Source organism: Oligoflexia bacterium (assembly GCA_035326705.1).
GTDB lineage: Bacteria > Bdellovibrionota_G > JALEGL01 > JALEGL01 > JALEGL01 > JALEGL01.
Genome location: DAOLES010000008.1, coordinates 1 through 26,180 on the forward strand (window position 1 = coordinate 1; position 26,180 = coordinate 26,180).

Sequence of the window (26,180 nt, forward strand, 5' to 3'; positions counted from 1 at the left end):
TCAGCCGAGTGTTCATTAAAAATAATCTGTACTATATCTTTGTTAAAGCACTATAACTTTTTATAGGAAAGCACTCCAAGTAAATCTATAAAGTACTATCCACTCTCAAATAATCAACTCCCCAACATTTTCTTACTTATAAGTCTGCCCCAGCCAAAGGAATAACTGGAAAACCACCCATTTCTGGAAGAACCCAATAATTGTCATTAATAAAAAATAACCAACTATCCAAAGGTTCATTATCTTGGTTATAAAAATGGTCGAGCGTCACTTGTTCTTGCGCACTGTTGGTGTTGCAATTATCACATAAGACACACGAAAAATAATGATTGTTTTGTGCAGTTGTATACCACGTACCAGCAGCAATCAATGTTCCAGTCTGACTGCCGGTAATACTATTATTAGCTGTAAAAGAATTGTTAAGTTTAAGCTTTGCATTATTTTGGACATAAACATCACCAATAAGTCCACCTGACAAACCATTGCTCGAAACAGTTTGAGCAATAGAGTATACATTGTTGATTGTAGAAAATGTTCCAGCTAGATCGAAAACTTTGCCAATAAAACCACCACATATAGTATCATTACATGCAACTGAGCCAGATGCATATGCATTAGCAATATTTGCCCTACTAATCGTTCCAGCAAAACCGCCTGCTTCTTTTATTGCGTTGACATTTCCGGTTGCATAGCACCATTCTATATTTTGAATGCGTCCATATGATCCAACCAAACCTGCAAAGCCACCAACACCAAATTCACCCGTTACATTGCCCATAGCATAGCTTCTACTAATATTAACTTCACCAGAGACACTACCAATCAATCCACCAGAATAATAAGCAAAATCGCTTGCTTCTACGTTTCCTGTAGCATGTGCATGCTTTATGGTTCCTCTATTAACAGATCCAATTAATCCACCAGCACTATGTCCATCCACCAATACAACATTGGCTGTTGAATAGCTGTTTTCAATACTAGCATCAGACATTGCTCCAATCAATCCTCCTACATTGACACAAGAGCCATTGCACCGAACTGAACCTTGTGAAAATGATTCTGTAATCATAGCCTGACTACCACCTAAGTAACCAACCAAACCACCAACATTTCCGCCATCAGCGCTATTGACAATAATATCTACTGAAGCACTAGAGTTTTTAATAGTATGGTTTGAAGTATTTCCAATCAGTCCCGCCACGCTTGAACGACCTTGAATTGTTCCATTTAAAAAATGGATGTTTTCTATAAAGCTATCGCTCCCTGTAGACTGTCCCAAAACCCCGCCAACACGCCAAGCGTTTGACATTATATTTCCATTGACCGTAATACCAGACAGTACAGAGTCACGTGAAGATCCGGCAAGCAAACCATAATAACCGACCACATTTTCTTCTGATCCATTGACATTGATATCAAAATCAACCAGGTTAACATCCACTATTTTTGAGGTGTCAATTTGAGAAAATAGTCCAATATAATCAGATGTTTGCCGCAAGAGAACTTGTGACACATCATAAACAGGAAGTGTTGGTGCAAAGGCACCGCCAGTATCATATTTATAACCTACAAAATCATGATTTAAACCTATCAAAGAACCTGTGAAACTTTGACCCTGATTATCGCCACCTATGGTAAAGTAACGATGGTCTTCAGAGTAAAAATTTGTAAAATCAACATCAGAACACAGTAAATAATGTTTCGTAAACGCATTTACATCAGAGGCTAAAGAATAAATTTGTTCCGGTGTGTACAACTCATAACGATTACCCACTTCACCATTACCTAAATTATTGTAAGCAACTAAGTTTGGATGTGTGTCTTGGTTATATGTACAGTGTAAAAACTCAACCTCTTTGTTGATTGATAAGTCGTTTAAACCATTTAAAACAGCATAAATTGCAACAATTTGCTCAATTTGATTACGAACATAAAACTCGTTCTTATAAGAATCACTATTAGATAATATTGTACTGGTAATGGCTTGACTGCAAGATGCATCTGAAAAAAACTGCGCATTTCCATTTTGATTTAAATTGAGTGTATAACTTGATGCTATCATTCCACCTAGAGGTGCAGGGTTTTGAGGCGCATTTATAGGAATATTTATTAGCCCTACTTGATACGGACCCAAGCATGTTCCGGTTAAACCATGATCAGGACCGTCAAGGAAAAGCTCTGGATCCAACTGCTTAATAATCAAACCGTTTAAACCTAAATTTTTGTTGGACTGTTCTCCTACATGTTGTCTTTGATCAGCACACGAAATTAAAAAACATATACTTAATATAATAATTAACTTTTTCATTTTTCCCCTAATCTAATTCAAATAATGATGTTATGCGTTAATAACATATTTTTACTCGCAAATCAATCCCTTTTTGTATACAATGATATCCATTACCTTAAACCACGCTCTTTAAAAAAGCTTTGGTTTCTTTGAATGCATCCATATCATGATCAATAGAAATGCTTAAACGTTGATCAGGATGCAATTGAATTTTTTCATTGCGTTTGACTTGCTTTAACAACTTGTCCATGTTGATTGGTGCTTTATCACTAAATTCAATACTTGGACCTTCATCGGAGATCCGTAAAACACTTACACCACAATTTTTGGCTACAATTTTAAGCTGAATAACCTCAACTAAGTTTTCAACTGTTCTTGGAATGGGTCCAAACCTATCTCTTACTTCAGCAACCAAGCTTTCCAAAGCTTGTTCATCTTTGGCTGCAGAAAAGCGTTTATACAAAACCAGCCTCTCGCCTGTATCTCTAACATATTCTTCCGGAAAATAGGCTGGTAGTGTTGTTTGAATTTCTGGCTCAATCTCTTCTTCTGTTTGACTTTCTCCTTTAAGTTTACGCACTTCTCTTTCTAATAAAGACGCATACAACTCAAAACCAATTTCTGCTGCATGTCCTGACTGAGCAGAACCCAACATATTCCCCGCTCCTCTGATTTCCAAATCATGCATAGCAATTTTTAAGCCTGACCCTAAATCTGTAAATCTTTGCAAGGCTCTTAAACGCTTTAAAGCATCACTGCTGATGATGTCTTCTCCAGGTATCATCAAATAGGTATAGGCTTCTTTGTCTGAGCGACCTACTCTTCCTCGCAGCTGATACAGTTGCGCTAAACCAAAACAATCAGCTCTATTGATAATCATGGTATTGGCATTGGGAACATCTACCCCAGATTCAATGATGGTTGTACTTAACAAAACATCAAACTCTTTTTTAATGAAGCCTAACATTTTTTGTTCTAATATTTTTTCATCCATTTGGCCGTGGGCATATTCTATTCTAGCTTCTGGCACCAAAGTCTTTAAATGCAACCATTGTGCATCCATGGTATCTACTCTATTATGCAAGAAAAAAACCTGACCTTTTCTAGCCAGCTCTTTTCTAATAGCATCTCTGATTAATGCATCATCATTTTTGCACAAAAACGTCTTGACAGATTTACGATCTAAAGGAGGTGTGTTGATAATGGATAAGTCTCTAATTCCGGTCATGGATAATTGTAAAGTTCTAGGAATAGGTGTTGCCGTTAAGGTTAAAACATTCACTTGATTGCGATAACTTTTAATAGTTTCCTTATGCTTAACACCAAAACGATGTTCTTCATCTAAAACCAATAAACCTAAATTTTTAAATTTGATGTCTTTGGAAAGCAAGCGATGCGTCCCTACCACTATATCCAATTCACCCTTGGCCAATTGATCTACAATTTTTTTCTGGGCTGCCTTGCTCTGAAAACGACTTAAAAAATCAACCTTAACGGGATAACCCTGCATACGCTCTTTAAAGGTTTCATAATGTTGCTGACACAAAATGGTTGTTGGCACCAATACTGCCGTTTGCTTACCTTCTTCTACCGTTCTAAATGCTGCTCGCAATGCAATTTCAGTTTTACCAAACCCTACATCTCCACAAACCAAGCGATCCATGGGTTTGGAGCTTTCTAAATCTTGCGCAATGTCATCAATGGTCTTAAGCTGATCTGGAGTTTCTTCAAAAGGAAAATCACTTTCAAAGGCTTTATACATTTCATCTGCTGGTTGATAAGCTTTACCTGAAGCCAGTTGTCTCTTAGCATAAAGTTCAATCAGCTCTTGTGCCATTTCTTCAACGGCTTTTTTAGCTTTGGCTTTGGTTTTTTCCCAAGTAGAATTTTGCCCAAGTTTATCTAAGCTCGGTTTACGCCCTTCACCGCCAACATATTTATGAATTCTGTTCAGTCTATAGACGGGTAAGAATAACTTATCTTGACCCGCATATTCTATTTTTAAAAAATCGTTTTCCAGGTTATTGAATTTTATTCGCTCTAAACCTTGATAAACTCCCACCCCATGATCAATATGGACAATATAATCACCTTTACTCAAATCTTGTAAAGAACCAAACTGTTGTGCTTCCTGTACTTTTTGCTGAACAACTTTCTTTTTTGAACCAAAAATATCTTTGCTACTGATAAAAACATCATTGCTGTCTAAATCTACAAAACTTTCTGACAAGCTTCCTAAACACAATACAATATCTTGTACTGTTTTTTTGGTTTCACCCTCAGCCAGTAAAGCAACAGAAAGATCATGGTGTTGCAAAATATTTTTTAATTTATGCGCGTCATTTTCTTGTTCGCAAACAATAAAAATCACCCTTTGTTGATTTTTTTGATCGTCAATCAATTTTAATAAGGGCTTTAAAGGCTCTTGCTTTTTGTGTTCAATTTTTAATGCATGTCTAAGTTTTGCTAGGTCTTGGATGTTTTTTTCAATAACCACATGGTTAAATTGAGCAGTATCTTCATGGCTTAGAATATCTTGTAAAACAAAATGTGTTTTTTCATCCCATAATTTAAAATTTTTTTGAGCTTCAATAAAATGTTCTTGCGGGAAACAACGCACCTCAGCATGGTCCTGCTGATCATTTTTTTCTAACAGCTTATCTTCTAGTTTTTTTTGGCTGCGTTTTAAAACCAATGGATCAACGCTAAGCCAAACTGCGTTTTCATCTTGTTTTATATAATCTAGAATGCTGTGCTGCTGCCCATAAAACACAGGCAGCAAATCATGATAAATGGGTAAAAATTGTTGCTCATCCAAGGCCAACAAAATATTGGTTCTTTTGGATGCTGGTATTTCTCTGGCATCCACATAATTTTTGATATTTTTTCTGGCAAGATCACTGATTGCTTTATTCAATAAAATTTCTGAAGATGGCACAACATCAATTTGCTTAAGCTCATCCAATGACTTTTGATTAAAAACATCAAAACTACGGATGCTTTCAATCTCATCTGCAAAAAATTCTAATCTGTAAGGTACTCTTGCCTGACTTAAAAAAACATCTACAATTGAACCCCGAACAGAAAATTGACCCTTAGCATCCACTTGCGTCACTTGTTCATAGCCAATTGACACCAGGCGTTCAATCAGATGCTCTCTATCTATCTCTTGCTGTACAGATAAGTGTAAACTATTGGATTTTAGTACATCTATAGGGATGGTCACTTGTGATAAGGCCATCACTGGTACAAGAATAATATCGGCTTTTTTGTGCACCAGGGCATGCAAAACCTTTATTCTTTCTTGCATATCACGTTGATCTTCTAAAAAATGTTTAGACTTGAATAAACTCTCTTTTCCGGGATAGGCAAAAACTTTAAGTTTTTTTTGATTATGATGGAACTTTAAAAAAAACTTCAAGTCTTCAAGTAAATTTTGTACTGCGTTTTCATCAGGCAGCAATAAAACATGTTGCTTCCCTGACTGATAGATTTGCTCTAAAAAAGTCTTAGCGTATGCTGGACCCAATAAGCCTGTAAACACTTTTTTCATAAGCTTTGCCTGTATCCCTCATATTGCTGTTCAGGTCAATTGAAAATCTTTGTAAGCTTATCCCTTCAAATGATCTTGATCCTAACAAAAAAGAATGCTCTTACAAAAACAAGCATTGATTAACTTTTTTGCGCCTTCATGTTATGCTGGCGCCTGAATCGTCATGCAATTAATTAACACTGGAAAATATGTTCTTAAGTTTTATTTTTCTGACCCTGGAGCAAGTCCTGCTTGGGTCTCAAAATCCTTTAAATATATTGATAAACTTCCGGATAATGACAGACAGTCTCTTATTGATATTCATTTTAAAAATGACGGCGCAGATGTTCCTTTGGCTTTTATCAATTTAGCAAAATTAGGGTTTTTTGCTTTAGAGAAACGCTTTCAAAACTCTGACCAATCCTTAAAGCTTGAAACCTTGGATGAAGAGTTTGTTATTTTAAAACAAAAAATTGATACTTTCGTTAAAGAAAATAATTTTGGCATGGATAAAATAGAATTTTATCAACATGAAATGGAAAATTTAGAAAAACAACTGAACATGTTTTCTAAAAAATTAAAAGAATCAAAAAGCTTTTTTTATAGAAAAAAAGATAAACATGAAAAACCTGTAAATAAACCTGTTCAAAACAATGAATCTAAAAAATCCAAACCACGCGTCACCTTGTTACTTTTTACTTTATTGATCACTTTAAGTATTGTTTTTCACAAACCCGTCATTACTGCAGTATGGCAAATATTTATTAGATCTAAAGTAGATAATATAAGCACGCAGTTAAAAGTGCTTAACTATGAAATAGACGGAAGACGCTTAACTCTATTTGTTGATGAGAAGGAGTTACAGTCAAAAAAATACCCTGAACTTAAAGATATTTTAGAAAACATGATGCAAAAATCTTTTGCCAATGGTTTTGAAAATTTTGTTGTTAAAACCCCTACAAATAAAATTGTTGCAAAAAATATTTTGGTCAACAACAAGTCTTCACTTTACTTGTTTTATACCCCTGAACAATAAAAATTTTATGTAACTTTTTTACATTCCATATTACTTAAAAGAAAGTTTAAGTAAGCCCAGACATAAACAGAGGCTGTGAACTATTACGCCATCAATTTATATTGATTCAAATGCTAAAGTTCAAACAACCTGCGTTATCCATCAAACAAATAAGAGAGAGTACTCCTAGTCTTCTCAGTCTGTGTGTATCCGGCATCAAAAAATCTTTCCCCTATTTTTTGATACTGGATTTTACTGTCTTAAGGTTTTATACTGTAATTAATGCGCTATTTTACTAAAGTATTTGTTTTATGCTTCATGCTTTTGAACTGTACATTATTGTTAAATGGCTGTTTTGATATTGCTTTGAATGATCAAGACCCCAATGATTACCTTGACCCCAATCTTGTAACACCAACCCCTCCTCCAACGGGTGGACCTACCCCAACATTTGAAGATGATGTCCTACCGGCTTTTGCTTCTGCCTCATGTACCAGTTCTGGGTGTCACGGTAATGGTGCAGTCCAAGTGGCTGTTTCCAATCCTCCGGGTTTAAACTTTCAAATTGGCGATGGCGCCCCCAGTGGGCCCAATGAGGATACAGCTCAATATCTGTATGACTATTTATTGGGTAACAATGGTAACACCCTTTATGTCAATACCAACTCTCCTCAAAACAGTTATCTTTTAAATTATCCTCAATCAACTGGCAGTTCCCATGCTGGCGGGCCTAGTGCTTGGGGAGGAACCAGCAGTAACAACTACCAAACAGTATTGGCTTGGATACAAGCTGGGGCTCCATTTTGATCTTTTCCTAAGGGGGGATCTTGCTCGCTTTTCGTTGGTAATCGAATATGCTTTTACCAAACATCGCTAGATTATTTTTATGCAACATAAAGGCCTTGAGGGCGCAAGCCCGATCAGCCGAATGTTCATAAAAATAATTTTGCTTGCTTTGATGGAACTACGCTGTTTTAAAAATGCCTTGTAGCACGTCTTTCAACTGATCTGGGTTGATCAATTTTTTTTCTTGTTCTGTCCGTTGTTTAATTTCTACTTTACCCTCAGCTAAGGCTTTTGCACCCACTGTAATTTGCACGGGAATGCCTAAAAGATCGGCGTCTTTAAACTTCCCGCCCGCACCCATCTTGCGATCATCGTACAAGACATCATAGCCCAAAGACTTTAACTGCTCGTACAAGGTATCCGCTGTGTCTTGAACTTGCCCGGGTTTGCTATCAGTACTGATTAAGTAAATATCAAAAGGCGCCAAGGCTTTGGGCCAAACAATCCCATATTCATCATGATTTTGCTCAATGGCAGCGGCAGCCGTTCTGGCAATACCAATTCCATAACAGCCCATGACCATAGGCTTTTGTTTGCCATCTTCATCTAAAAAGTTTGCGCCTAAACTTTCACTGTATTTGGTCCCAAGCTTAAATACATGGCCCACTTCAATACCGCGTTCAATATTAATGGGGTTTTTGCACTTTGGACAAGCATCGCCGGCTTTGACTTCACTAAGTAAAACATGATGATCCAAATTAAAATCTTGTCCTGCAACAACGCCACTTGTGTGGTAGCCTTGCTCATTGGCACCACTGGTGTAAGCTTGGTCTTTAACAATAAATTTATCCACAATCACTGCTGCCAGTTGCTCGGTTTTTAAATTTTGTGGGCCAATGGAGCCTGGATAAACACCCACCAATTGCTTTACTTTTTCTTCTTCTGGCAAGCGCATATGTTGACCTTTAAGATAACGGAGCAAAGCAATTTCATTGAGCTCTCTATCCCCTGGCAAGACCACCGCATAAAATTTAGAATCCACTTCCACAATTAAAGTCTTTAAAACGGTGTTGAGTTCAATGTTTAAAAAATCAGCCACCTCTTTGGTTTTTTTCATGTCCGGGGTATGAATCTTTTTTTGCTCTATCTTATTTGGATTGTTTACTGTTTGATCAATGAACGCATCAGCTTTTTCACTGTTGGCAGCATAGTCACAGTTGCTGCATACCAAAACAGCGTCTTCCCCGGTCTGAGCCATGACCATAAACTCTTGCGAGAGTTGCCCCCCAATATTGCCAGAGTCTGCTTCAACAGCTTTAAAGCGTACACCACAACGGGTAAAAATATTTTGGTAGGCCTTGAACATTTTTTGATAACTCTCATCTGCCGCTTCAGAGCTAACATCAAAACTGTAGGCATCTTTCATGGTGAATTCACGTGAGCGCATCACACCAAAGCGGGGCCGCACTTCATCTCTAAATTTGGTTTGAATTTGATAGAGATTCACCGGCAATTGCTTGTAGGATTGAATTTCACGGCGCACCAAATCCGTAATAGCTTCTTCATGCGTGGGTGCAAAACAATAGTCTCTGTCTTTTCTGTCCTTGATTCTTAACAGTTCTTTGCCAGTGCTTTCCCAACGGCCGCTTTCTTCCCATAATTCTTTGGGGTGAATGGCCGGTAAACTTACTTCCATGGCGCCGGCCGCGTTCATCTCTTCCCGGACCAGCTGTTCTACTTTACGAAACACTTTTAAACCCAAAGGCAAAACATCATAAATGCCGGCAGCCAATTGCCTGATCATGCCAGCTCTAAGCATCAGTTGATGGCTAACAATCTCAGCTTCAGCTGGAACTTCTTTCTGTGTAGGGCAAAAAAACTGTGAAAACTTCATGTCTGCCCTATAACACAGATTGCCAGTTTTTCTTACAATTACTTAAGCATAAAACGTATAGGTGGATTACTCACAAACAAGCTTTTTGGATTCACGTTTTTTTGTGCATTGTGTGGCTGAGCACATGCCACCTTGGGCATAACAGCCAAAAGTGTTGCAACCGCCGCCTGCCTCGTAACAGCCAAAGGTATTACAACCCCCTCCAGGTTCATAACAGCCAAAGGTATTGCAACCACCGCCCTCAGGGTAATTGCCAAAAACATTGTGATTGTCACATTGATAAGCCCTGGGTGCTTCTTCAATCACTTCTTCTATCATTGAAGCCTCTCCACACATACAAATGGCGTGTTCATTTTTATAAGCTTGAACGGAACACACACCATTGGCACCGTCGTTAGAACAAACAGAGCCTACAAAAGAACGCTTACAGCTGGCTTCTGAATAGCGTTTTGAGCAGGTCTGTACACCATTTTCAGCCTCTGTATCATTCACAACTATTTTAATTTGTGGTAGCTTAATGTTTAAATTTTCCTGCGCTAACGCGCTAACCAAAACAAATCCCAAAAGCAGCAAATAATTAACTCTCATTTTTTCTCCCAATACCCTTTAAAAAATATAAAGTACCATTAAGACAAGCACAATGGCCAAACTTAACACATCTTTCATGACAGCACTCCTTTTTGTTTAAACCTGTTTATCATGCTGTGTTAGTACCGTATTCAGATGAACCTAAAATGAACAACCTAAAAAGTTTTTCCTCTGTATTTTTGCTGAATATGGTACAATAGACTTATCTTATTAAGCATTACATATCTGTATGTCTTATTCCATACACAAGAACTTTTACCTATTTTAGGTCATCCGGATTTTATCCAACAAAGGAGTTTTATTTGAAAAAACCAAAATTAATCAAACATGCATCGCATAACCCAGATCATGTCTTTGAACTCTCTTATCCAGAATACGCACAGAGTTTATTTGGAGAAAATGATAGCAATCTTAAATTGATAGAAAAAACCTTTAATGTTGATATTTTACCGCGTGGAACCCAACTGCATTTTCAGGGCAATCCGCAAAACATTAGAAAATCTATTGAAACGCTAAAGCAACTACAAGATATCTTGGTTAAACAGAAAAGGCTGGCACAAAGAGACATAGATATGTTGATTCGTGGCGCTCAACATGGAGAAGACACCCAAATCAAAGATTATTATGATCACTCATTGGGGCAAAATAAACTGAATCAAGCCATTACACCTAAAACTGAAAACCAAAAAATTTACATTGATACTTTACAAAAGTCCGATATTGTTTTTGCTTGGGGTCCAGCAGGAACCGGTAAAACTTATTTGGCCATGGCCATGGCGGTCGCTGCTTTACAAAAACGTTTGGTTAAAAAAATTATTCTCACCCGCCCTGCCGTGGAAGCTGGAGAAAAACTGGGCTTTCTACCCGGTGACTTGGCAGAAAAAGTAAACCCCTACTTGCGTCCTTTATTGGATGCTTTGCATGATATGGTAGAAGCTGAGCGTGCATTCTCTTTGATTGAACGCGGTATTATTGAAGTTGCTCCCTTAGCGTTTATGCGCGGACGCACACTCAACAATGCTTTTGTGATTTTAGATGAAGCACAAAACACCACGGCCGCCCAAATGAAAATGTTTTTAACCCGCCTAGGTTTTGGCAGTAAAGCTGTGATTACCGGTGATGTCACTCAAATAGATTTACCCAGAGGTGATGTTTCTGGCTTGGTTGAAGCCTTGGATATCTTAAAAAATGTCCCTGGCATTGGTTTTGCCAAACTGGATAGAAAAGATGTGGTGCGTAACCCCTTGGTGCAAAAAATAGTTGAAGCTTACGAATTAAACACATAAAAGCATAATGTGCGTAATCAACATCATGTTTTAACATCGAGTGAACACCCTGATTGGGAAATTTTTGAACACCAAGCCCAATTTGATTTGTCCCATTTGCTAGCATGGCAACAACAGCAGGCCTGTGAAGTTTCTGTGGCTTTTGTTGCTGAATCTACCATCCAACAACTTAATTTAGACTACAGACAAAAAAACAAGCCCACCGATGTGCTTTCTTTTGAGCAAAATGAAATTTTTGGAAAATACCATTGTTTAGGGGATATCATCATCTGTGTGCCCGTAGCCCAAGCTCAAGCTCAAGAAAAATCTGTAGCTTTACCTGATGAAATTAGGCTTTTGCTTACCCATGGATTTTTACATCTCTTAGGTTACGATCATGCTGAACCGGAAGAAGAAAAAATTATGTTTGCATTACAAGATGAACTGGTGCAAAAACTCAAGCAAACTGTTATAGCGTCTCATTAAAATGAAACTTAATTTAGCAAAAACTCCAGCCACTTATCTTATTTACGCTGTTTGTATTCTCTTATGGGTTTTTTCATTCCCCGTAGCCTTAGGCGGGCGTTTGATCAGCCCACCTTGGTTAAATGCTGTGTGTGTATTTTTTTATTTTTTATTTTTTCTAGCAAGTCTTGAAAATAAAGCGCCAAAAACAGCCTTTAAAATAGCTTTTACCTTAGCCTTTAGTGCCTATTACTTTATATTAAACTGGATTAGAATCTCCATGCATGACCATGCCGGTATGCCTTTATGGCAGGCACAAATTGCACTGATTATGGCCGCAAGCTTAGTGGCGCTTTATCCTGCTTTGGCTGCAGCTGCTTTTGCATACGGTAGCTTTTTTTTAAAATCTCAAAGACAACGGTTATTGCTAGGGGTGCTTTGCTTTTCTGCAATGGAGTTGGCCAGACAAATAACCCCATTTAGCGGCTTCCCATGGTTGATGCCAGCCTACGGTTTGCATGCTTTGTTGTCTATTTGCCAAGTCAGTTCTATTATTGGTGTGTTGGGTCTAAGTGTCTGCTTGTATCTTGTTCAATTCTTGCTTTATCAAAGTCTCAAATATAAAACATTAACTTCTAGTTTTGTTGCGCTGATTGTCACTGGTCTTTTATGGGTTTTTGGTCAGCATCAAATCCATTACATTCAACAGCTAGACACAAAAACAATCAATATGGCCTGGATTCAGGGCAATATTCCACAAAGTTTAAAGTGGACTGCACAGGGCAAAGCCATGGCGATGGACATTTACAATTCTTTATCCAAAGAGCATGTGAATAAAGGTGCAGAAATTATTGTTTGGCCTGAAGCTGCTGTGACCATGCTTTATGATCAGAGTTCATCTAAAAACAAATTCAATGCCGACTATTTAAATACCAGTTATTTATTGTTTGGTGCGCCGTCGTTCATCCATCGCGAGCATGAGAGATATTATCAAAACTCTGTGTTTGCCGTTAATCAAGAAAATACCCTTTTAACCAGGAGTGATAAGTTCCACTTGGTTCCTTTTGGTGAGTACATTCCTTTTCCCTTTAGCTTTATTGAAAAGCTTGTTCCAGCCGCAGCAGGTAGTTTTATTTCTGGATCTGAACAAAGCATGATCAAACTTCCACAAGCAACATTTGGTACGTTAATTTGCTATGAAAGTTTATTTGGTTATTTGTCGCGCAATATGGTGGCCCAAGGCGCTGATATTTTAATCAATTTAACCAATGACGCTTGGTTTAATAAAAGTTCAGGCCCCTATCAACATAAAGTATTTGCTCAGTTCAGAGCCATTGAAACTCGGCGCAGCTTGGTCAGAGCGGCCAATACTGGCATTTCTACTTGGTTTGATGCCAGTGGAATACAGCAGCAATCCATTGCTTTATTTGAACGTGGCAGTTTACAAGCTAGTATTCCCGTATATACAAGCCGCTCTTTTTATGTACGTTTTCCATACCTTGTGTCATCCATCATTATCTTTGCATCATTGATATTGTTGCTAAATATACAAAAAGCTCGTAAAGATGAACTGTGAACTTTTTAAATACATACCCTAAACGCTGGCTCATACTGCCTTGTTTGCTGGTAAGCAGTGTGGTCTTGTATGTTTTGCCACAAAGTTTTTGGTTGCGTTTTTATGTTTCTGTTTCGCAGATCAACAAGGACGCCGTTGATGAAGAACAAGTTTTAAAATTACAACAAATATTTTTACCTAAAAATACTCAATGTCAAAAAAGCTCTAACAATAATACTTACTTTTGCACACAATCTAGCCTAAAAAAATCTGAGCAACGTCAGTCTTATGCCCTGATTCAAAAAAATCAACGCCAAGGCTTTTTAAGCAAAGTAGCCTTCTCTGACTTATTAGAAAGTAAAATTAACCAAATCCAACAATTACGCCAAGACAATGTAGATCTTGAACTCAAGCTGATTGATTTGGATGAAAAACTTTCTGAAGAAGATAAAAAAGCAGTTTTAGATTGGCAAAGTAAACAGCAAGCCATAGAAAGTGAATTATCCTTCAATCAACAGCGCTTAAGATTTTTTCAAGATGCCATAACTCTAGCTCAAGAAAAAGAAAACAATGTAGAACTCTATGAAGAAAAATTAAAGGATATCAACACCAGTATTGCTGATCTTCAACTTGAAGCAAGCAGCCTTAATGCACAAAAAGAAAACTTTAACAGCAATCAAATTGCTTTTATTGCTGCCCAAAGCAAGTTGAACACTAACAACCAAGAACGTGAGAGCTTGCTTAAAAAAACCGCTTTTTTAGAGGACATTAACAACAGCTATAAAAATGAAAACTTTGTCCCAGATCCAGAAAAAATACAATGGGAAATTAGTCAACTGCGTTTAAAAACCCAACGCTTTAGCCTAGCAAAATTATTTTATGTCATCCCATTAACATTTTTATTGTTTGGCCTCTGCATTCATAGTCGGAATAGCTTGTTGCATTATCGCAATCAATACAATTTAAGCACTGATGAAATGGCACAAATCCTCAACGCATCTTTTTTGGGTGATTTAAACTCTTTTTTTTCAAAAAATACTGATAAGTCAGTGTCTAATGATAGCTGAAAAACGTAAAGTTTCTTGTATTTAAGTTTGCATGCATGTTGACAATCAAGGCATTGACCCTCTAGTTTTTTTATAGGGGAAACCCCCTTCCCCCTCGCAAATGAAAAACGTCGTTTTCATTTGCTCTCCCCCTGCGGCCAAAACAATATAAAATTGCTTTGCCTCATCCATTAATGGTATGCATATCTCAACTTATGATTGAAAAACGTAAAGCTTCTCGTATTCCAGTTTCCATGCGTGTCGACTGTCAAGGTATTGACCCTATTGCTTTTGGTTATGCTCAAAATTTTTCTTTGCAAGGCATGGCTTTGGTTGTTCACTATCAAAATCACCATGATATCTCACCCAATGAATCTGTAGTCTTAAAGTTTATACTTCCAGGCAGTGCCACTGCTTTAAGTCTAAAAGCAAAAATAACCCGGATCAGTCAGGCCAGTGATAAAGAAACCCTGATTGGGGTCCAATTTTCTGATTTATCTGAGCTTGCGTTTAAAGAACTGAGCTTCTTTATGGCCACCCAAAGTACTTAAATTAAAGCAAGGTTTTAAACAAAACATAGCCGAGATAAAGCATAAGTACCGCCCGGACCAGCCATGAAAATTTTGACATTTTTAACTCGCAGGGTACAACTTCAATGTTAAATACCGTTTGTTTTAACCACGCTGGCTGATGCTGCATACCAAATTGGTAATGCATTCCTGCAAACGTTTCAATTTTTAACACTTGTCCTTGGCTCAAAAAACTCTTAAAAATCATCATTTCAGCATTTTTAATCGACTCAAGTGGAATTTCCCAATCCTTACATATGATTCTTTTGTTTGTTAAACAAACAACAGCTCGCCGGGAATTAATCCACTGCATCCCCCGCTGAACTTGCATGCTCTGTTCACTTTTAATTGCTTTTGCCGCATTGATGGCCACAATTGTATCCTGCGGATAACGCGACTGAATTTTTCTTTTCGCAAGCTCTGTCATGTAAAGTAGATTGGTAAAGAATGTAGATAGTTTTGTAAAGGTCATATCTGTTTATAACATAAGACGCTAAGCTTTTCTATTAATGTGACTATACATTGCCATACATTATATCAACACCTTATCCACAGCTGTGGATAAGTCATTTTATTGTTTAAAAAATTAAAAAAATAAAAATAAAAATTTGACCTTTTAAAAACAAACAAATTCAGACACTTATAAAAGTAAATGAAAATACGCTTTTTTTCTTAGATCCTTTAATTTTCAATACTTTCCCAGTTTTGCACAGACTTATCCACAGGCCTATACACACTTATGCGTCAGTACATGCATCTAAATAACACGCTCAATCACCTATAATTGCGTGCCTAATGCCAGTCTTTATGTTTAAATTGCAAAAATGTTAAACTCTCATCTGATCAAGTGGCTGCTGGCGCTGTTATTATTAAGGACTTTACTCTCTGTTTTTGTCGGCAAAGAGCCCCAGCAAAGCAAAAAGTCATTGCTATTTGGTCTGTTTTTTATTGTTTGGGCTTACTTTTATTGGATTCTAGGATCCGTCTTTTCTTTTAACTCTTCCGTACTGATGGCCTGTTTGGCTTTGCTTCCGAGCTTCATTCTCTTCCTTAAACCTCAAAAAAACACCAAGTTTTTTAAGCTTCCACGTTTTTCAATAGAGAGTTATATTTTTTGGACAGTTTTGATCTTGGCTTTGCTGTTACGGCATTTTTTTCCTCAGCTGGATAACTACGAAAAATATTCCGACATGGCCTTAATGCAAAGCTTGATTTTAGATTCTAGTTTTCCGCCCATGGACCGTTGGTTAAGCGGCTATGCCCTTAACTACTACTATTTTACACATCTTTTATTTGTCCCACTGATTCAAATACTCAATATTCCTATTGAGTTTGCCATGAATTTAATTACCAGTACGGTTGCGGCCTTATTATGCAGCACCAGTTACGACCTGCTTAAATTTTACGCCGCTAAGCTCAGTACACGCTTAATCTCGGTATTTTTAGTGTTTTTTGCTGGGAACTGGGAGTGGGTTCGTTGGGCCACTAAAATGCATGACTACAAAGGTGGTTTTAACTGGGCCAACTCTTCCAAAGCCATACCCGGAGTCATTACAGAGTTCCCCTACTTTTCTTTTTTGCTGGGTGACATGCATGCTCATTATATTGCTCTTTTGTTTGTTCCCATCACCGTCTATATTTGGATGCAAAGTCAACGGCATTTAAACAACCCCCATGCCCAGCAATCAAAGATCTTGCTCTATTTTTTAGCGCCTTTGATGACAGGTGTACATTATATGGCCAACAGTTGGCAAATGCCTTTTGTTATCATTTTATGCCTGTATGCCTTTCATAAACATATTAAGTATTTAATCATTCATTTATTCTTGGCTTTCTTTTATTTTATTTATTTTTTTGCCTTGTATGAAGCCCCAGGCAAAACGGGTCTTTTCTATGTAGAAAAAGCTCTTCGTAGCCCATGGCCTGACTTTATGCTGCATTGGGGACCCTTTTCTTTTATTCTCCTTGTTTTTTTTGCTTTTTATGTCAAAAACATTTCATCTTCTCAATTGCTAGAATTAAAACATAAAAAAATAACTTTATTATTGCTATTGGCTAGCCTGCTTGTTGGGGGTTTTGTTCTGGGTTGGGTAGCGGCTACACTCATAACCATCATCTTATTTTTGATCAGAAACAGGGTTTTTCAAAACTTGGGACAAAGTTGGCATAAAGCTATTTTACTTCTATCACTGCTAACTATTTTGGGCTGTGAATTTATATCTGTTGATGCCACTTTAGAAAGTTTACGCCTTAACACTGTTTTTAAATTTTATTACTTGGCTTGGTGGGGACTGGCCGTTAGTGTTCCTGTTTTTATTGAGCGTTCACAATTGCTCAACAAAAAACGCTACTTGCTGACTTTATGTTTGGGAGCCCTAATTTCATTGTATTATCCTATAAGAGCAAGCGCTCAGAGAGTAACACAAAACATTGATAAACCTTTAACACTAAATGGTATGCGTAACTGGGAAACCAGCTACCCCGGCCAAGCTGAAGCAGTTGTTTGGTTAAGACAACACACGCATGCTCAAGATATTATTTGGGAACTGATGGGAGGTGCCGATCATAGCTTTGCAAAATTTTCTACCTTCAGTGGTAGACCTTCTGTTTTTGGTTGGTATACACATCAAGTAACCTGGCGAAAAAATGGTAAAAATTTATTTATTGCCCGTTTATCAGATTTTATCAATTTAAATAAAAACCCTAGCAAAGAACAATGCAATGCTTTTTTACAAAAATACCGTGTTAAGTGGATTATTGTCTCTGCCAAAGAAAAAGAAATCTACAGCCAAAGCTTACAAAACGTATTGTCTACTTACCCTCTTGCATTTAGCAATGGGCATGTCAGTATTTATAAAGCAGCTTTTTGATGTTGATGGTATTTTTTAATCAACAAGGCTTGCGCTATTGCCATAATCAATAACAGCAAATCTTCATAAACGGTGGCAGTGGTTAATGGTCTTTGCAAAAACACACCAAAGCAACCACAATTATCAATAGTAATTCCACGGTAAAGGGTTACAAGTGCCAAAACAAGATACATCAATTGCACTGCCAACACAGCATAGGCTGTCACAAGCAATTTTTTACCTGTGGTTAGTGCATAAGCCAAAAATAATTCAAACAAACTAAATGCCAGAGCAAAACTCAAAACAAAGCCATTCATTTGCCCTAAACCTGGTAACTGATATGCTGTTATGGCTTGCGCAAAACCACGGTTATCTAAAAGTTTACCCAAAGATGTTGTCAGATAAATAAGAACAAAAAGATAGCGAATAATAAATAAAACAATTTTCATTTACTCTCCCAACAAATCTTTTTTTAACTGTTTGGTGGGAGGATGTTCACCAATAAAAGTCATTAGTATGACTTGACCAAAGGTAGTATCTTCCAAGTCTATCCATGGTTTTTTATTTTTAAAAATTTTTAAGCCTGTTTTTAAAAACTGGTAATCTTGTAACTCATCTTTTTCTATAGCTTGCACTTGTGAAATAAACTTTTTTTTACTGTCTTTAATATCTTCACACCAAGTATTACAATTGCTTTCTATTGATTTTATCCAAGCTTCTTGTGTTGCTTTTAAATCCACTTTATGGTTGTACTTTAAACGAATCAGTATTGGATTTTCCTGTTTTAATAATTTATCTGTACTAGCTGGTTTTAAATCATCATGCCCATAAAGCGCAGCTTCATAGACATTGGCCCAATAGTATTTTCGCTTACCTTGTCCTATTTTTATCAATTTTTGCTGTTTAATTGTAACCGTGTCTGGGAATAGTTTTTTTTCTTCAGCCTGAAGCTGAAAAAAACAAAAACTAAAAGCAATAAAAATAATAAATCTAACCCTGCCCATGAATGGTCCAATCATAAGGAATAAATTTAATTTTATAGTCTTTGGGAATATTTAAGTCTGTATGCAGATTAATGTAATCAATCAATGTTGGGCTTTGCTCACTGATAAAATCATCTTTATAAAAACTTAAAATTTCTGAAACATAAACCGTTTTATTATCTGAATTGATCTCTAAATTGCGTTTTTCACTAAAAAAAATGCGCCGCGCTTCATTGAGTTCTTGTTCAATGTTATCGGCTGTGAATGGTTTTTTTGGTAAAACCGGACAAGAAACCGACATACAATTTAAGGCAAAGTGAATTCGTTCATCAAATTTTTTTCGTATGTACTTATTTTCTAGCGTGTACAAAGACATTTTTTTTTGGGCAATGTGTAACTTGGTTAAAAAGAAAAAGCGTATTTTGCCAAAACCTTGATTGGTTTGTGGAATAAAACTTTCTAGCACATTGTACATGGACATGGCGTTGTAGCTATTGATCATATGGGCCAATAGCGCATTTTTTGAAGTAAATTCAGAAAAAGGAGTATGAGCAATGTAATGCACGTAGAGATTTAAATCATCTTGTTGTTTAACCAAGCATTTAAAATCAACTTGTCCTTGATCATTGACATATTGACTTAAAACACTGGCGTAAGCCTTGATAGCCTGAACATGGTCAATTTCAGCTTTGCTGTTAAGACGAGGTATTTTGCGCACACATGCTGACAAGACCATCAACACCATAATCGCAACAATGCCATGTTTAATATTTTTTTTCATAGCACTGGCAGTATTTCACTGTCTTCACCATTGATTTTCTTTTGTCGATAACGGCCTTTAAGACGTTTAACAGGCAATTCATTTAGATCCAATTGATTTTTATTTGGGTTTTGTTTGTTGTTGTCTACCGTTGTCCCTGTCAATGGGTTCCATGTTGCTTCTTGTTCACCATTTTTAACGGTGAGGTTTTGCAAAATAAAGTCATCACGTTTTGCATTGTGCACGCACATTGAAATTGGACCTTGTGGGGTTGCAACCATGAATACACAGCTTTCACATCGCTCTTGATCTAGGTGCTTTTCATCCATAAAATTATGAATAAAATAAGTCATTTTTTGTACTTTACCTTTTGATTGAAGCAAGGCACCTTTCATGGCCCATAATTTTCTTAATACATACCCCATCAACGGTAACCAAAGTGAAGGTTTAGTTAACACAAGCTTGGCAAAATAATTTCCGGTATTTGCTTTTTCTTCACGATCTATATTAAATTCTGCTGACTGTTGGACAATGGTTTTAAATAGCTTGGTTTTTTCTAAAAAATTAAAAGCTTTATTACCTGCAACCAAAGCAATGCCATAGCGATTACAATCGTGGTGACCAATGTGGGCAACATCAAAATTAATTGTGCAGCCAGCACCAGCATTAATTTTTTCACTGACAGTTTCTGGAGTAATCATAAAATCACGTTCTCTAAGCACGCCTCTGCCTGTATCAGCTTGCAATTGAAATGAAGCTAAATCTACTTTATCTGCATTCGCATTAAAAAAACGAACCAAATCCGGAATTTCATGAAAGTTACCTTCATAAACTGTGGTGTTAAAAAAAATGTTTAACCCGGTACCATGCGCTGCTTCAATGTATTTTTCACGAATACGATTGAGCTCAACTTCTGTATTAAAGCCTTTACGCTCTTGGGTTAAATCAACATGAAAAGCAACATCCACCAAACCTGCTTGTTTTAAATCCAGCAATAAATCTCTTTTGGCTAAAATGCCGTTGGTAAACAATGAGGTTTTAAACCGATACTGGGCAGCATATTCAACAATAGCAATCAGTTCTTCTCTTTTTCTAAGTGTGGGATCACCGCCTGAGATTTGAATATCTGTTTCTGGCCCATAGTGCTCATAAATATCATCCAAACGTTTGTATACTTCTGTAAGTGGGATATCTTTCACCGCTTCTGAAGCATCAGAAAGATAACACAGAGTGCAATCCAAATTACAACGCTGGGTGATCTCTAAAGACACACAGCCAATGGGCCAACGTCGTCCAGCCATCTGATAATCATGCCATTGATTGTTATCTTGCATGCGTTGTTTGGTCTGGGTTTTATAAACCCCATCTTTGGGTGGATTAGAATAAGGTTTCCAAGTTTGAATTTGTTGATCAGACAGGTAGGTGGGAGTTTTGTTCATGATGGCCTTTGAGAAACGTTAAACTATTATCTGTATGCCATCATCATACATGGATAAACCAAAGAATAAAGCTATATTTCGCCTATCTCATTAGGTGCGCTGTATTACACATCCTAGCTTAAGAACGTTATTATATTGCAATATCGTCTTTTTCTTGAACTTCCACCCGCTTTTTCATCAAACTGATGAGATGAGGGAAACCTTTGTCTTTGATGATTTTATTAAATTGACTCTGATAGGTACGAACCAAATTCACATCATCCAAAGTAATGTTGTAAATCATCCATTGTTTACCTTTTTGTAACAGATCATATTTAATATCAATATTGGCATCTTGTTGCGATACCGTTGATGTAACACTGGCGTTATCACCTTTTATTTTTTGATTCTTAAATGTGACCTCATAATCACCTATAATTTGACGTGAGCGCTTTAAATATGAACCTTCAACCAATTGAATAAACAAATCAGAAAATTGTTTTTTATTTTTTTCACTTTGCGTGTTCCAATGTCTGCCTAAGCTTCTCTTTGCCAACTCTTCAAAATTAAAAAATTCTCTAACTTGCTGGGCAATACTATCTTCTCTATTTTTAGAGTTAGGTTGATCTACATAACTGCGTAATTTTTTAGTATAGTTGGCTATCACCGCTAAAGGTTGATCTTCTTCTATATTTTCTTGTTCAGATTTAATTTTGATACGTTCTTTTTGGCCATCTGTTTTTTCTATTTTTTGAATATGTTTTACTTCTGCAGCATTGGCAGTATTTTTTTCTTGCTGAGCTTTATCTAAGGCTTTTATTTCTGTATCAGCTTTTTTTGCCTGTTCATTGCTTGCTTTAACTGCATTGCCTTTGTTAGCACAAGACGCAATCAATAAAGTTAAGATCATTACCCATAAATGTTTCATATTATTCTCCTCGCTATTTTAAGCGGCCTCATCAAAAATCCAGTCAATTTTAGACAAGATAAACCCTTTTGCCAAGCATGCAAGCGCAAATCAGTTGTTTTTTTCTACCCTAATATCTTCCCCAATTGCGCGTCTAAGGGCAAAATAGGCTTTATGATAATTATAAAGTACCTCATAAAAGTTGGCTTTTACGCTAGCATATCCAACAAAAGACTCTAACAGTTCACGGGCATCCATTAAACCTGCGCCAAAGTTGAGTGTTGAAGACAAAACCCAGCTTCTGGCTGATTTTAAGGCTTGGGTTGAACTATCATAAGCCTCACGCTTAGCCTTAAGATTCAGGTACTTATCTCTTATATCCAATTCAATGGCTTGTAAGGCTAAGTTTGTTCGGCTTTGTGCTAATTTTAATTTCACTTTTTCTTCTTTGTACTCAGCCGCTATGTTGTGAAAAGATAAATTCTGGCGGATACCAAAGCTGGCGCCAAAAATATTTCTGTTGAAACCATCATTGATATACGGGTTAGAAAAAGTAGCTCTGCCTGGCGCATCCGATAACTCCCATTGGCCGGCAATAAAAATATTGGGAAAAAACTCTGCTCTTTTTGATAAAGTTAAGTGTTTTTGGGCCAAAACTGCTTTTTCCAATTGTTGTATTTCTGGTCTGGCCACCTTTGCACGTGCCATATAATGCTCACTGCTTTGCAGATTAAGTGTTGGTTTAGGCAGCTGACTGTCTTGGATGGTAATCTTTTGTTCACTGTTTAAACCCATCAACATTTTTAAAGAATACTCAGCAATATCTAAGCCCCTTTGCGCCTCAGCAGCACGTCTTTGGGTTTCATTGATAAACACTTTGATTCGCATTAAGTCAATATCTGTCACTTCACCCGAACCACTGTCCAAACGCTCTTGAACTCTATCTTTGGCCTGATTGGCTCTATCCAATAATTCTGCTACAAAATCTTTAATGTTTTGCAAATAAACATGTGTCCAATACACGGTTTGCACTTGCTCTATCACTTCATTTTGCTTGGCTTTTAAACCCTGTTCTGCCGATAATACACCATTGCGCGCGGCTTTTTTTAAATTGTTCAAACGATTGAATAAAAACACAGGTTGAACAAACGTTAATTTACTGCGAATAAATGGACCCAACTCTTTCAAATTGGCATTGTAGTCAGGAAAATCATTGGCCGGACCAAAACCCTCTGGTAAATCCGGGACAACCCCTGTTAAGATATCCACTTCCAATTGTGGAAGAATCATGCCCGCAGTGGCTCTACCATGTTGCGCTTGACGCAAAGCCAATTCTTGCTCAGAAATATCCAACTGCGGCGCATACTGCGTGGCCGCTTCAATAGCATCTTTCAAGCCAATGGTTTTGACTGTTGCAGGGTTTGCCTTACTGTCATTTTGTGCAAAAGCCTGCACACTGACCATGCAGAGAAAAACCATACTCCATAATTTTACTAAATATCTCATTTTCTTGGCTTTCTACCTGTTTTCGCCAAATTTGGCCAAGTAAAAAGCCCACAAAGTAAAAACTTTGTGGGCTTTTTCATTTTACCTTCCTTTTTTATCAGTACAAAGCATCAGTTATTTTGCTTTGTAAGGCTGGAAACTGATCTAACCAGGCTTTGCGTGCTTCTCTAAGCTCTTTTAAAGCAGTTTTAAAAGTTTCTTTATCCCAGAAATTTTCTGCTGAAAAACGATTCATATCAATACCTTCAACATTCACTGGTATCTCTACATCCAAAATCTCATCTTTGGCCCATTCTACTGCATTTCTGCATACTGCTGTTAACATAGCAATGGTATCTAAAATTTTAATTTTTTCAGATTTTTCATGGCTGCCAAATTTACCGGTATTCAGTAAATAACACTCAATCCTAGGGTTGGCTTTTAAAATTTCATAAAAACGATTACCTTCTTCATCTTTTGAACCAACAATAAATGGGTTGGTACCCACTTCACGCACAGCCTCACCTTTAGCATTGGGATCAGCAGCTGAAGTTTTAATGGATTCACCCAACATAAAGGCCACTGCAGCTTGTTCTTGGCTTAATTTTGAAATAGGCGGACTCAATGGGTTACGTGTAATGAAAAAAATCTTATTGGCCAAAGGCATATCAATATCACCATCAGTGTTGATAACCTTAGAAACAGGAACCACTGCACGACCATTTTGAGAAATCTCACAATTATCAAAATCAACATTACCCGCATCATCAACCCAAACATTTTCAAAGATTGCCTCTTTACACACCGCAGCTTGATACAATGCTTTTTGGTCAACAGGATTTAAACCTTCTGTTTTAATATAAAAACCTTCAATCTCGGTTCCTTTGGCTGAACCATTGTTTTGCAAAATCACAACGTCATCTTGTCTTACTCTTACTTGTTCACCAGCATCTGTATCCAAGTTAAAATCATGACAAGTCAAACTGGTTTTACCTGTTCCTGATAAACCAAAAAACAAAATACCCGAACGATCAATCTCGCCAGTTTTTACATTTTTAGCCCACACTTCTTTGGAGCCTGCGTGCAAACCTAGTCCACCTTTTTGTTTACCATCGTACATGACCATTCTTAAAAACGCTTTTTTGATTTCTCCATAATAATCTGAACCTAAAACATAGGTTACACAGGCATCAGGGTCTACTAAAATACGTCTTTCACCAGGATACTCAGGAACATCCACTACAAACATATCTGGCTTTTCAAATTTTTTTGTGATTTTTCCTAAACTGGCATGAAACATGTGGGCTAAGCGGGCATATTTTTTAGTGACCCATAAACGACAAGCATAGACATCATTACTTTCACCTTGACAAAGCTGTCTGTCCACCTCAATGACAGGGGTGGTTTTTAAATACTCCTGAATCTCTTGAATAACTTTTCTATCTTCCGCAGTAACTTGGCCATCGACAGTTGTGCGGGTAAAAGCTGCACTTCTAGCTTTGAATTTGGCAACATAAGCAGCACTGTAATATTCCGTGGTCTTTTCCTCTTGTTTGGCCATCATTCTCAGTTCTTCACGACTGCTATTTTTAATAACCTCTGCCGCTTGGGGTTGAACCGTAAACTCTGACTGCTGTTTTTTGCTGTTTTGGGTCACCATGCTATTCTCTTTCACTTGTGTTTGTATCATTGTGCATCCTTTGAAAAATTTTTGCCATTATTACCATTTTTTTAGTTTTTTCTCAAATCTAATAGAAAAAGTCTTTTGATTTCAAATGATTATCAAAAAACCTAAGCCTTGCCCCCGGCTTTGAGAGAACCCACTCATATGACACTTTTGAAGCAAAAGCAAGTTTTTTATGCTGTGCATCATAAACTTTAAACATCATGTACAAAACTTTTTCCAAAATGCTGACTATTGATGTTTTTGTATTTTTAGGCTTGTTAACACATGAAATACTCATTATTTTATGGAACCTGTGGATGCCTTGAAGATGCCAGTTCAATATAGCCTCTATGCAATAATCTGTTCAAACTTTTTGTTCTACATGCTATGGCTTAAGCTCATGTCTTTGGATAAAATCAACCAAGCCATTATCAGCTGTCAGCAATGTCCACGTTTATTGGATTGGCAAAAACATATTGATGCCAACAAAAGAGCCTCCTATAAAGATGAACTTTATTGGTCCAGACCGGTTCCCTCTTTTGGTGACCCTAAGGCCCAAATTCTAATTTTAGGTTTGGCGCCAGGAGCACATGGTGCCAATAGAACAGGACGTCTGATTACAGGGGATAGCTCAGGTGATTGGTTATTTAGGTCTATGTACAAAGCTGGTTTATGTAACCAAGCATCATCAACACATAAAGATGATGGCCTACAATTAACCAATACCTGGATCAGCAATGTGGTTCACTGCGCACCTCCAGAGAATAAACCCAAAACGGATGAACGCGATAATTGTTTGCCTTTTTTAACTCAAGAACTTCAAACTTTAAATCATTTAAAACTGATAGTTTGTTTAGGGCAATATGCTTATGATTCATTATTGAAAACATTGAAAGATAACACTTTGGCGCATGTGCCCTCCCCCAAACAAAAATTCAAACATGCTTTGTGGATTGACCTAAACCCATACAAGATCTTATGCAGCTACCATCCCAGTCAACAAAATACATTTACCAAAAAATTAACCCAAACCATGTTGGATGATATTTTTTTTGAAGCCGCTCAAAAGGTACGGCCTTACTTTTGAGATTTTTAATTTTAAGGTTT

Annotated in this window: 21 protein-coding genes; 9 read left to right on the forward strand and 12 right to left on the reverse strand. The window is 37.1% G+C overall.

Annotated elements, in window-relative coordinates:
* Positions 1–136 precede the first annotated feature (136 nt).
* Positions 137–2,308 carry a GLUG motif-containing protein gene (locus PKC21_09500; GenBank protein HMR25572.1) on the reverse strand — a complete coding sequence of 724 codons (2,172 nt, stop codon included), beginning with the start codon at positions 2,306–2,308 and terminating at the stop codon, positions 137–139.
* A gap of 97 nt (positions 2,309–2,405) precedes the next feature.
* Positions 2,406–5,843, reverse strand: coding sequence for a transcription-repair coupling factor (mfd, locus tag PKC21_09505; protein ID HMR25573.1), 3,438 nt, complete (start codon positions 5,841–5,843; stop codon positions 2,406–2,408).
* A gap of 163 nt (positions 5,844–6,006) precedes the next feature.
* Here mfd and PKC21_09510 point away from each other — a divergent pair, with 163 nt between their 5' ends.
* Both PKC21_09510 and PKC21_09515 read left to right on the forward strand, forming a co-directional pair.
* A complete protein-coding gene (locus tag PKC21_09510) occupies positions 6,007–6,858 on the forward strand; it encodes a hypothetical protein (GenBank protein HMR25574.1) in 852 nt (283 codons plus the stop codon).
* Between the two features lie 297 nt (positions 6,859–7,155).
* Positions 7,156–7,644, forward strand: a complete 489-nt coding sequence (locus PKC21_09515) for a hypothetical protein (GenBank protein ID HMR25575.1) — start codon at positions 7,156–7,158, stop codon at positions 7,642–7,644.
* 157 nt (positions 7,645–7,801) lie between these two features.
* On the opposite strand, the gene PKC21_09520 is transcribed toward PKC21_09515, so the two are convergent.
* Together PKC21_09520 and PKC21_09525 are read right to left on the reverse strand one after the other, a co-directional pair.
* Complete coding sequence (locus PKC21_09520; protein ID HMR25576.1) at positions 7,802–9,517, reverse strand: proline--tRNA ligase; 1,716 nt, start codon at positions 9,515–9,517, stop codon at positions 7,802–7,804.
* A 66-nt stretch (positions 9,518–9,583) separates the two neighbouring features.
* Entirely contained in the window at positions 9,584–10,105 is a 522-nt protein-coding gene (locus PKC21_09525) for a hypothetical protein (GenBank protein HMR25577.1), read from the reverse strand.
* 302 nt (positions 10,106–10,407) lie between these two features.
* On the opposite strand from PKC21_09525, the gene PKC21_09530 reads away from it, so the two are divergent.
* The 5 genes from PKC21_09530 to PKC21_09550 all read left to right on the forward strand — a co-directional run bounded on the left by PKC21_09530 (position 10,408) and on the right by PKC21_09550 (position 14,987).
* Positions 10,408–11,391 carry a PhoH family protein gene (locus PKC21_09530; GenBank protein ID HMR25578.1) on the forward strand — a complete coding sequence of 328 codons (984 nt, stop codon included), beginning with the start codon at positions 10,408–10,410 and terminating at the stop codon, positions 11,389–11,391.
* 9 nt (positions 11,392–11,400) lie between these two features.
* Positions 11,401–11,856: an rRNA maturation RNase YbeY gene (gene ybeY, locus PKC21_09535; GenBank protein ID HMR25579.1), complete on the forward strand. Its 456-nt coding sequence runs from the start codon at positions 11,401–11,403 to the stop codon at positions 11,854–11,856.
* A 1-nt stretch (position 11,857) separates the two neighbouring features.
* Positions 11,858–13,411 carry an apolipoprotein N-acyltransferase gene (gene lnt / locus PKC21_09540; protein HMR25580.1) on the forward strand — a complete coding sequence of 518 codons (1,554 nt, stop codon included), beginning with the start codon at positions 11,858–11,860 and terminating at the stop codon, positions 13,409–13,411.
* The gene (locus PKC21_09545; protein HMR25581.1) at positions 13,408–14,457 is read left to right on the forward strand and encodes a hypothetical protein; all 1,050 of its coding nucleotides are present in this window, start codon (positions 13,408–13,410) and stop codon (positions 14,455–14,457) included. Before lnt ends, PKC21_09545 begins: the two co-directional genes overlap by 4 nt.
* Before the next feature lie 194 nt (positions 14,458–14,651).
* Positions 14,652–14,987, forward strand: a complete 336-nt coding sequence (locus tag PKC21_09550) for a PilZ domain-containing protein (protein ID HMR25582.1) — start codon at positions 14,652–14,654, stop codon at positions 14,985–14,987.
* A 1-nt stretch (position 14,988) separates the two neighbouring features.
* Here the strand turns inward: PKC21_09550 and PKC21_09555 are convergent, their stop codons facing one another.
* Positions 14,989–15,477: a hypothetical protein gene (locus PKC21_09555; GenBank protein HMR25583.1), complete on the reverse strand. Its 489-nt coding sequence runs from the start codon at positions 15,475–15,477 to the stop codon at positions 14,989–14,991.
* Between the two features lie 352 nt (positions 15,478–15,829).
* On the opposite strand from PKC21_09555, the gene PKC21_09560 reads away from it, so the two are divergent.
* A complete protein-coding gene (locus tag PKC21_09560) occupies positions 15,830–17,875 on the forward strand; it encodes a DUF2298 domain-containing protein (GenBank protein ID HMR25584.1) in 2,046 nt (681 codons plus the stop codon).
* Here the strand turns inward: PKC21_09560 and PKC21_09565 are convergent.
* The 7 genes from PKC21_09565 to PKC21_09595 form a co-directional block, all read right to left on the reverse strand.
* Positions 17,857–18,303 carry a hypothetical protein gene (locus PKC21_09565; protein ID HMR25585.1) on the reverse strand — a complete coding sequence of 149 codons (447 nt, stop codon included), beginning with the start codon at positions 18,301–18,303 and terminating at the stop codon, positions 17,857–17,859. The two genes, PKC21_09560 and PKC21_09565, sit on opposite strands and share 19 nt — an antisense overlap.
* Positions 18,304–18,858 carry a chalcone isomerase family protein gene (locus PKC21_09570; protein ID HMR25586.1) on the reverse strand — a complete coding sequence of 185 codons (555 nt, stop codon included), beginning with the start codon at positions 18,856–18,858 and terminating at the stop codon, positions 18,304–18,306.
* A complete protein-coding gene (locus PKC21_09575) occupies positions 18,845–19,618 on the reverse strand; it encodes a DUF547 domain-containing protein (GenBank protein HMR25587.1) in 774 nt (257 codons plus the stop codon). Before PKC21_09575 ends, PKC21_09570 begins: the two co-directional genes overlap by 14 nt.
* Complete coding sequence (locus PKC21_09580; protein ID HMR25588.1) at positions 19,615–21,036, reverse strand: radical SAM protein; 1,422 nt, start codon at positions 21,034–21,036, stop codon at positions 19,615–19,617. Before PKC21_09580 ends, PKC21_09575 begins: the two co-directional genes overlap by 4 nt.
* A gap of 130 nt (positions 21,037–21,166) precedes the next feature.
* A complete protein-coding gene (locus PKC21_09585) occupies positions 21,167–21,943 on the reverse strand; it encodes an ABC transporter substrate-binding protein (GenBank protein HMR25589.1) in 777 nt (258 codons plus the stop codon).
* Between the two features lie 90 nt (positions 21,944–22,033).
* The gene (locus tag PKC21_09590) at positions 22,034–23,428 is read right to left on the reverse strand and encodes a TolC family protein (protein HMR25590.1); all 1,395 of its coding nucleotides are present in this window, start codon (positions 23,426–23,428) and stop codon (positions 22,034–22,036) included.
* A 97-nt stretch (positions 23,429–23,525) separates the two neighbouring features.
* On the reverse strand, positions 23,526–25,097 hold the full coding sequence (locus tag PKC21_09595) for a phosphoenolpyruvate carboxykinase (protein ID HMR25591.1): 1,572 nt from the start codon (positions 25,095–25,097) through the stop codon (positions 23,526–23,528).
* Positions 25,098–25,473: 376 nt separating this feature from the next.
* Between PKC21_09595 and PKC21_09600 the strand changes: the two genes are divergently transcribed.
* The gene (locus tag PKC21_09600; protein ID HMR25592.1) at positions 25,474–26,160 is read left to right on the forward strand and encodes a uracil-DNA glycosylase; all 687 of its coding nucleotides are present in this window, start codon (positions 25,474–25,476) and stop codon (positions 26,158–26,160) included.
* The last annotated feature ends 20 nt before the right edge of the window (positions 26,161–26,180 follow it).